Annotated in this window: 9 protein-coding genes; 7 read left to right on the top strand and 2 right to left on the bottom strand. The window is 66.7% G+C overall.

Going from position 1 to position 8615, the window contains the following annotated elements; genetic code table 11:
- Nucleotides 1–26: 26 nt before the first annotated feature.
- The 6 genes from ACIQ42_RS12310 to ACIQ42_RS12335 all read left to right on the top strand — a co-directional run bounded on the left by ACIQ42_RS12310 (nt 27) and on the right by ACIQ42_RS12335 (nt 5466).
- Nucleotides 27–1442: a Do family serine endopeptidase gene (locus tag ACIQ42_RS12310; RefSeq protein ID WP_397422493.1), complete on the top strand. Its 1416-nt coding sequence runs from the start codon at nt 27–29 to the stop codon at nt 1440–1442.
- Between the two features lie 31 nt (nt 1443–1473).
- Nucleotides 1474–2778 carry a replication-associated recombination protein A gene (locus tag ACIQ42_RS12315; protein WP_397422484.1) on the top strand — a complete coding sequence of 435 codons (1305 nt, stop codon included), beginning with the start codon at nt 1474–1476 and terminating at the stop codon, nt 2776–2778.
- Nucleotides 2779–2853: 75 nt separating this feature from the next.
- Nucleotides 2854–3309, top strand: a complete 456-nt coding sequence (locus ACIQ42_RS12320) for a hypothetical protein (protein ID WP_397422485.1) — start codon at nt 2854–2856, stop codon at nt 3307–3309.
- A gap of 8 nt (nt 3310–3317) precedes the next feature.
- Nucleotides 3318–4049: an RluA family pseudouridine synthase gene (locus tag ACIQ42_RS12325; RefSeq protein WP_397422487.1), complete on the top strand. Its 732-nt coding sequence runs from the start codon at nt 3318–3320 to the stop codon at nt 4047–4049.
- 59 nt (nt 4050–4108) lie between these two features.
- Entirely contained in the window at nt 4109–4492 is a 384-nt protein-coding gene (gene crcB / locus ACIQ42_RS12330) for a fluoride efflux transporter CrcB (protein ID WP_397422488.1), read from the top strand.
- On the top strand, nt 4489–5466 hold the full coding sequence (locus ACIQ42_RS12335; RefSeq protein WP_397422489.1) for an RluA family pseudouridine synthase: 978 nt from the start codon (nt 4489–4491) through the stop codon (nt 5464–5466). Before crcB ends, ACIQ42_RS12335 begins: the two co-directional genes overlap by 4 nt.
- Before the next feature lie 6 nt (nt 5467–5472).
- Here ACIQ42_RS12335 and ACIQ42_RS12340 read toward each other — a convergent pair whose 3' ends face one another.
- Nucleotides 5473–6660 carry a DUF1501 domain-containing protein gene (locus tag ACIQ42_RS12340; protein ID WP_397422490.1) on the bottom strand — a complete coding sequence of 396 codons (1188 nt, stop codon included), beginning with the start codon at nt 6658–6660 and terminating at the stop codon, nt 5473–5475.
- Nucleotides 6657–8087 (bottom strand): DUF1800 family protein, encoded by a 1431-nt coding sequence (locus ACIQ42_RS12345; protein WP_397422491.1) that lies wholly within the window; start codon nt 8085–8087, stop codon nt 6657–6659. The genes ACIQ42_RS12340 and ACIQ42_RS12345 overlap by 4 nt, the downstream gene beginning before the upstream one ends.
- Before the next feature lie 76 nt (nt 8088–8163).
- Between ACIQ42_RS12345 and ACIQ42_RS12350 the strand changes: the two genes are divergently transcribed.
- On the top strand, nt 8164–8615 hold a 452-nt coding region (locus ACIQ42_RS12350; protein ID WP_397422492.1), incomplete at its 3' end, for an ATP12 family protein.

Raw genomic sequence — 8615 nt, forward strand, 5'->3', positions numbered from 1 at the left:
CGCTGTTCGAAATCCCCGGAGACCCGATGCGACGTTTGCTCGCCCTGATCCCCGCCCTGACAGTTATGTGCGCCGCCATCGCGCCCGGCTATGCGGCGGCTCAACCCGCATTCAGCCAGCCCAATCGCGCCCCGCCGCAGGACGCGATGCAAATGAAGTCGTCCTTCTCGCCGGTCGTGAAACGGGCCGCGCCGGCCGTCGTGAACATTTCGGCCAAGCGAATGGTGCGCCAGCAGGTCGACCCTTTCTGGCAACTGTTCGGTCGTGGCGTGCCGGAGTCGCGGGTGGCTCAGTCGCTGGGGTCCGGGGTGATCGTGCGAGCCGACGGCGTCATCGTCACCAACAATCACGTCGTCGCCGAAGGACAGGAGATTACGGTCGCATTGTCCGACCGTCGCGAGTTTCCGGCGCGCGTCCTGCTGGCCGATCCCCGCACCGACTTGGCGATCCTTAAGATCGACATTCCCGCAGGCGAAAGGCTGGAAGTCCTGGCGATGGACGATTCCGGCGACGCCCAGGTGGGCGACCTGGTGCTGGCCATTGGCGACCCGTTCGGTGTCGGCCAGACCGTGACCAACGGCATCATATCCGCACTGGACCGGAGCACTGACCCGAACGGGGAGGGTGGGCTGGCCTATATCCAGACTGACGCCGCCATCAATCCCGGCAACTCCGGCGGCGCGCTGGTGGACATGGACGGCGACCTTATCGGCGTGAACAGCTTCATCCTTTCGCGGTCGGGTTCTTCCTCAGGCGTGGGCTTTGCGATCCCGGCCTCTGTGGTGCGCCGGGCGGTGGAGACAGCTGTGGGTGGCGGGCGACGCGTGGTGCGGCCCTGGCTGGGTGCGCGAACCCAGAGCGTAACGCCGGAAATCGCCCGCAGCCTGGGGCTGGCTCGCCCGCAGGGCGCGCTGATCGCCGATCTATGGCCCGGCGGCCCTGCGGCACGTGCGGGTCTGAGGCAAGGCGATGTGGTGCTGCAGGCCGATGGCAAGCCGGTCGCGGACACAGGCGCGCTCAGTTTTGCAATCCGCAACCATCGTCCCGGCGAAACGCTCCTGCTGGTGGTCCATCGCGCCGGGGGACAGGAGCAGACCCTGCCCCTCCGCGCAGAGCCACCTCCGGCCGTCCCGGCCCGTGACGAGCTAACGCTGACGGGGCGCAATCCTTTTGACGGCGCCACCGTGGTGAATATGTCCCCGGCCGTGGCCGATGAGCTGGGCCTCGATACCTTCGCCGGGCAGGGCGTGCTGGTCTCGAAACTGGGGCGGGGTCTGGCCATGAATGCGGGGTTGAGACCAGGCGACATCGTGAGGCAGGTCAACGGACGGAAGATCGAAACGGTACGCGATCTGGCTGTGGCGGCCGGTACAGCAGCCCCCGCCTGGCAGGTGACCATCGAGCGCAACGGTCAACAGATTACGGCGACGTTCCGCATCTGACGTCTCGGGGATCTATGGTAGGTCCGGGTCTATGGCCGATCTCTTTGAAGCGGCGGGCCTGACGCCGCAGCAACCCTCGCCCCTGGCCGACCGGCTGCGTCCGCAACAGCTGGACGAGGTCGTGGGTCAGGACCATCTGCTGGGCGCGGACGGGCCAATCGGTCGTATGGCGCAGGCGAAGCGTCTGTCCTCGATGATCCTGTGGGGGCCCCCGGGTACCGGCAAGACCACGATCGCGCGGCTGCTGGCCAAGGCGGCTGGCTATGAATTTCAGCAGCTCTCGGCAGTGTTTTCGGGTGTGGCCGACCTGAAGAAGGCCTTCGAGGCCGCAAAATTGCGCCGCGCCGCCGGTCAGGCGACGCTGCTGTTCGTGGACGAGATCCATCGCTTCAACCGCGCGCAGCAGGATGGCTTCCTGCCGTTTGTGGAGGAAGGCACGGTCACTCTGGTGGGAGCCACCACGGAGAACCCATCCTTCGAGCTGAATGGCGCCCTTCTGTCGCGATGCCAGGTCTATGTGCTGAAGCGGCTGGATGACGAGGCACTGCACACCCTGCTGGCGAAGGCGGAGGCTCACGAGGGTCGCGCACTCGCGCTGGAATCCGACGCCCGTGCGGCGCTGGTGGCGATGGCCGACGGCGACGGGCGCTATCTGCTGACCTTGGGCGAGACCCTGTTCAACATCGGTTCGGCCAGGCCGCTGTCGACCAAGGACCTGGGTCAGGTCCTCCAGAAGCGCAGCCCCGCCTACGACAAGGACCGGGAGGAGCACTACAACCTCATATCGGCGCTCCACAAATCCATCCGGGGGTCTGATCCGGATGCTGCGCTCTACTGGCTGGCCCGCATGCTGGCCGGGGGCGAAGATCCGCTGTTCCTGGCGCGACGCCTGATCCGTGCGGCGGCGGAGGACATTGGTGAGGCCGACCCGATGTCGCTGGTGCTCGCCAATGCGGCGAAGGACACCTACGACTTCCTGGGTTCCCCTGAGGGCGAGATCGCGCTGGCGCAGCTGGTCGTCCATCTTGCCTGCGCGCCAAAGTCAAACGCGGTTTACGTGGCCTATGGTGCGGCGATGAAGGCCGCCAGGGAGACCGGCTCGCTCATGCCGCCGGCCCATATTCGCAATCCCACGACCCGGCTCATGCGGGATCTCGGTTACGGCAAGGGCTATGCCTATGATCACGATGCGCCGGAGGGGTTCTCGGGGCAGAACTACTTCCCGGACGGTATGGAGCGCCGCACCTTCTACAAGCCGAAGGGCGAGGGTTCCGAGGCCCGGATCAAGGAGCGGCTTGAGCGCTGGGCGGGGATGCGGGCCGACCGCAAGACTTGACCCCGGCGCGGGCGCCATTGTCGGATTGTATGATCAGGACTAGCCTCTCCCTGGGTCAACTTCGGGGGAAGCATGATGACGGATACCACCGACAAAACCGCGACGGTTCGCACGCCCTGGCATCTCTGGCTGGTGGCGGTTATGGGCGTGCTCTGGAACGGCTTCGGCGCCTACGACTACACGATGAGCAAGCTTCAGGGTGACGCCTATCTCAAGGCGTCGGGCATGACGGAGCCCCAGATCGGCTATTTCCACGCCATGCCCGCCTGGGTGACGGTGTGCTGGGCGTTGGGCGTGTGGGGCGCCATTGTGGGCACGGTGCTGCTGTTCACCCGCTCGAGCTGGGCCGCGCCGGTGTTCTGGGCCTCCCTGGCGGGGTTGGTCGGCAGCCTCGTCCACACCCACCTGCTGAGCAATGGGCGGGAGATCATGGGCCAGCAGGTACTGATCCTGAACGGGGTGATACTCGCCGGCTGCCTGTTCTTTATCTGGTACTCGGCACGGATGGCGAAGGCGGGCGTCCTCCGCTAAGTGAGGGTGTGAAACCCTTAAAGCCGGTCCAGCTCAGCCGCGATGAGATCGCCTTCGTAAAGAGCCTCGTGCTCTACGAGGATGCCGAGATCCTGGCCCTGAACAAGCCGTCTGGCCTGTCGAGTCAGGGCGGGCGAGGGCAGGTCCATACGCTGGACGAACTGCTGTGGGCCTTCGCAAGACCCGGGAAGGCGCGACCACGCCTGATCCACCGCCTGGACCGTGACACCTCCGGTGTGATCCTGACCGCCAAGACCAAACCTGCTGCAGGTTTCCTCGGCAAAGCATTGATGTCGAGGAAGTTTGCCAAAACATATCTGGCCATCGTGACGCCCGGCCCGCCCGAGCCGGTGACTGGCGTGATCGACCTGCCGCTACGCCGGGATGAGCAAGGCCGGGAGGCTTACATGCGCGTCTGCACCGCGGATCATCCCGACGCCGAGACCGCCCGGTCGGGCTACCGCACTCTGGCGAGCACGAACGGCGCCGCCCTCATGGAACTGGACCCGGAGACCGGCCGCATGCACCAGCTGCGGGTGCATCTGGCCGCCCTGGGCCGCCCGATCGCCGGCGACGTCCGCTATGGCGGCGCCCTGGTCGTCGGCGGGGAAGCGGTCTCACGGCTCATGCTGCACGCCCGCGCGCTGTCGTTCCCTCATCCTGTCGGGGGAACCCGGCGGCTGGAGGCGATGCCACCTTCCGATATGGCCGGGTTGATCGCCAAGCTCGGGCTCGAGTAGGCGCCCGCATCTGATCGCAACGTTGGCAAAGGCCGCCGTAGCGTCGCATAAGGTCCCCGATGAACACTCTTGTCCTGGTGGCGGCGGGCGGCGCAGCGGGTGCGGTGGCGCGTTACCTGATCGGTCTCCAGACCCTTCGGTTGTTCGGCGCGGCCTGGCCCTATGGAACATTGGCGGTCAACGTCCTCGGAGGTTTCCTGATGGGTGCGCTGGCCGGGCTGCTGGCGATCCGAGGCGGGCCGGATCAGGAGAAGCTGCGGCTGTTGTTGAGCGTCGGCGTTCTGGGCGGCTTCACCACCTTCTCCGCCTATTCGCTGGAGGTCGTCGCCATGATCGAACGGCGGGCCTGGCTGCAGGCGGCGACGTACAGCCTGGGCTCGGTCGTTCTGTCCGTCGCGGCCCTGTTCGCGGGACTGTGGCTCATCCGGCGGCTGTTCGCATGAGGGAGGTCCGCACCCTCTTCGTGGACGCGGGCGAGGATGGCGTGCGCCTCGACCGCTGGTTCAAACGCCGCTGGCCGCACTTGAACCACATCCAGCTGCAGAAGCTCACGCGCTCCGGCCAGATCCGTGTGGATGGCGCGCGCGCCAAACCAGACACCCGGCTGGCCGCCGGAGCGCAGATCCGCGTGCCGCCGCTTCCGGATGCGCCGCCAGAGCTTGAGAAGGGACAGATCGATCCCCGCGACGCCGCGTTCATCAGGTCATTGGTGATCTACGAGGACGACGAGGTGCTGGCGATCAACAAGCCGTCTGGCCTGGCCGTCCAGGGGGGCACCAAGACGACACGTCACGTCGACGGCCTGCTTTCTGCTTGGGGCGAGGGTCTAAACCGGCCGCGGCTGGTGCACCGACTCGACCGCGACACGTCGGGCGTCCTGGTGATGGGAAAGAGCCCGCAGGCCGCCGCCCAACTGGCCGGCGCGTTCGCCAAACGCCGGGCGCAGAAGATCTACTGGGCGATTGTCACAGGCTTTCCCAAGCCGGGCGAGGGCACGATTGACCGTTCGCTCGCCAAACATGGCATGGGTGATCGAGAGCTAATGGCGCCGGCGGACCTCAGCGATCCCAGGGCGGAGACCGCCGAGACCGAGTACGTCACCCTGGCCCGCGCCGGCCCGCGCGCCGCCTGGATGGCGCTGTGGCCGCATACGGGGCGCACGCATCAGCTTCGGGCCCATATGCTCTTCCTGGGTCATCCGATCGTTGGCGACCCGAAATACAACACGCCGGCGTCCCAGGCGCTCTCCGATGGGCTGAAGCTTCAGCTCCATGCTAGACGCCTTGTCCTGCCGCATCCGTCACGGGGCACGCTGGCGCTGGAGGCGCCGATCGGCAAGGAAATGCGCGCCGGATTCGAGCGCTTCGGCTTCGACCAGCACGAGGCCGACCCGGAGCCGTTCAGGACGCGCCGCTGATCGGACCTAGACCAGACCCGAGACGGCTCTGACCCGGGCACTGTCGGGGAAAATCAGAGTATCGAGCGCGCGGCGGTCAACGCCCATGTGCTCGCCAAGCAATCCTTTTGACAGCGCGCGGAGATCCAGTGTCGGCGCGACATCGCGATTTTCGAACAGGGCCGGTTGTCGAAGGGTCGGCCAATCTCCGACAATGCCACCCGGCTTGAGCGCTCCGCCTAGCAACAGGGCTGTAGACGCCGTCCCGTGGTCGGTGCCGCCTGTACCGTTTGCCCGCGCCGTGCGGCCAAACTCGGTCACCGCCAGAACCACCGTGTTCTCCCACTCGGCGCCAAGGCCGCTGTGCAGACCCTCGACAAGGGCGTCCAGTGCTGCCAGCCGCCCGGCCAGTACGCCGGTCTGGTTGGCATGGGTGTCGAATCCATCGATTGACACAGCCGCCAGCTGCGGCCCGTCGGGGGCAATCAGGAAACCGGCCAGCGCCACGCCCATCTCACGCGCGATCCCGCGACCCTGGGCGACGCCTCCTGGGCGCATCATGTCGGCAGCACGCGTGGCGCCGGTGGTGCGCGCCATGTCCTCGGTCTGCAGACCCCGGGCGAGGGCGGGCCCGAGTAGCGGGTCGTCTCTGTAGAGGTCCTGCAACAATGTCGGCAGGCGGGCAGTTGTGTCGACGCCGCGTCCCGGTGACCACGACGCCGCCGGGGCAGGTCCCCGCAGGATCAGCGGCGCCGTCGCGCCGACGGAAAGCGCCTCGATCTTGCGGGTAGCGGACAGAGCCGAAACCGTGCGGTTCAACCAGCCTGACGCGGTGGCGTAGACGTTCGCTGCGCCGGTTTCGAGCACGTCCTGCGCTTCAAAGTGAGAGCGCGCCCGGTCCGGCGACGCTACGGCGGGCGCGATCCGCGCCTGTCCAGCCCGCGCGAGGGCATGGATGGTGGCGAGCGCGGGGTTGAGCGCAAAGTAGCCATCAAGCGGCAGAGCGCCTTCGCCGAGTGCCAGACCGCCCCGAAGGCCAGCATAGTCAGGGTCACCGACCGGTGGTGCGAGGGACAGGCCGTCCATGCCCCCGCGACAGACAATGACAACGAACTTCTTTGATTGCGGCGTAGCGGCCTCAGCCACCCGCGCGAGAAAGGGCAGGGCGAGGCCGGCAGTCAGGGCACGTCGGTTGAGCAGGATGGGGCCAGTCATCGGCGTTGAAACTCCGGCGTCATCAGGAGGATTGCGACCGCCTCGGCGCGAGACTCCGCCCGGCTGATTGCCGTCGCCGAAGCCGTCGACAGGTGAGCACCCAGGGTTTCCCGCGCCAACGCATTTGGATCCTGAACATTGGGCCCAGCTGTGACAGCAAAGGCTTGCGCAAACTGCATGCGCTTTACCAAGGCGTCCGAGCTGATCCACGGCCCCGCTTCGTCCGCCCAGCCCTTGGGTGATGGCGCAGCGAAGGGACGTTGGCCCAGCGTCGTCAGGATCGCCAGCTGGCCCAGGCCTCGCGGCTGCAACCCCAGCGCACGGTAGCTTGAAACGACAAACTCGTACGGCGTCTTGAACTTCGGGAGGTCAGGTCGCCAGGCTTCCGGGGCTTCCACCAAGGCCTCGGCGACCCGTGCCAGATCGCCGCCTGAAGCCATCCAGACAGACGCCAACTGAGACACCAGTGCTGCTGGCGGGTCATCGGCGACGAAATGGCGCGCGATCTTCGTGCAGACGAAGCGGGCCGTCTGCGGCTTGGCGGCCAGATCCCTCAGGATGATCCCGGCCTGGACCCTGCCGGTCTGGGAATAGCGCACGCCCATCACGGTACGTTCGCCGGGTTCGTGGGCAAATTCGCGGAACACCACCGGCGTAGCGGCATCGAAATCTCGCGGGCCCGCCACGCCGAGGCCGGTCAGGGCGCGGGCGAACTCGGTGACATCGGCCTGGGAATATCCGCCATCAATCCCGACCGTGTGAAGCTCAAGAATCTCGCGGGCGAGATTCTCGTTCAGGCCGGTCCCGCGACGCGGCGGCGGGATGTCGGCCGGGGCCCGGCGCGTGGCGCCACGCGCCACCGCCCTTGCCGCCGGACTGTTCGGCCCCATTGACTGGGCCTGATCCAGGTAGAGCAACATCGCCGGATGGGTTTCTGCGGCGGCCAGCAAGTCGGCGAAGTGACCAAACACATGCGGACGGATGGCCTCGGCCTCATAGGGCCCGACCAGCGTGGCGACCTGTACCTTGGTCGCCGAGACCGTGAAATGATTGGCCCAGAACAAAGCCCATCGCTCCCGAAATCCAGCCTCCGTTGCGATGGCAAGTCTCGTGCGGGCCAGTGAATCGCCCCCGGTATTCTCTCGGATCAGGTTTTGGGCGCCTTTCACGGGGTCCGGTGCGGTATCGGACATGGCGGCAGTCGCCTTGGCCCGCTCTATGCCTTGGCGATAGGCGCGGAATTCCACCAATCTCTGCGCGGTGGTTTCACTGTCGCCCTGAGGCAGGTCCGCGCCCTCGATGCGAATCTGATCCATCAGGTAGTCCCGGGGATTGCGGCTTGCCTGCGCGATCTCGCCCGGGCGGGCCCCCAGGCCAAATCGGGTCACCGCGATCGCAGCATTCAGGTCGTTCCGGCTTGGGGCCATCTTTTGCTCCCTTGCAGTCAGTCCGGTTTATCCTCATTCCACGGCCCTAGGCGGGCATTCCGTCGGGAGTATGACGTTGGACTTGCGCAAAGGCTTCCACGAGCCGCAGGAAAAGCCCCGGCGGTTCTACAAGGCGGTGACGGTGGTCGAGGTCGACGGCGGTCACGGCATCCGGCTGGACGGACGCACCCTGAAGACCCCGCGTGCTGCCACGCTGATCCTGCCCACCCGCGCTGTCGCAGACCAGATCGCGGCGGAATGGGACGCCCAGACTGACGTCATCGAAATGGCCACGATGCACGCCACCCGCCTGGCCAATACCGCCATCGAGACCATCGGCGGATCGCGCGAGGGGGTGGCCGACCAGATCGCGGACTATGCGGCCTCTGATCTCGTCTGCTACTTCGCCGACGCGCCTGTGACCCTGGTCAGGCGGCAAAGCGAGGCCTGGGAGCCCGTGCTGTCCAGGGCTGAGGCTGAAGAGGGCCTGCAGTTCGAACGTTGTGTCGGGATTGTCCATCGGCCCCA

The sequence above is a fragment of the Phenylobacterium sp. genome, assembly GCF_044372605.1.
Classification (GTDB): domain Bacteria; phylum Pseudomonadota; class Alphaproteobacteria; order Caulobacterales; family Caulobacteraceae; genus Phenylobacterium.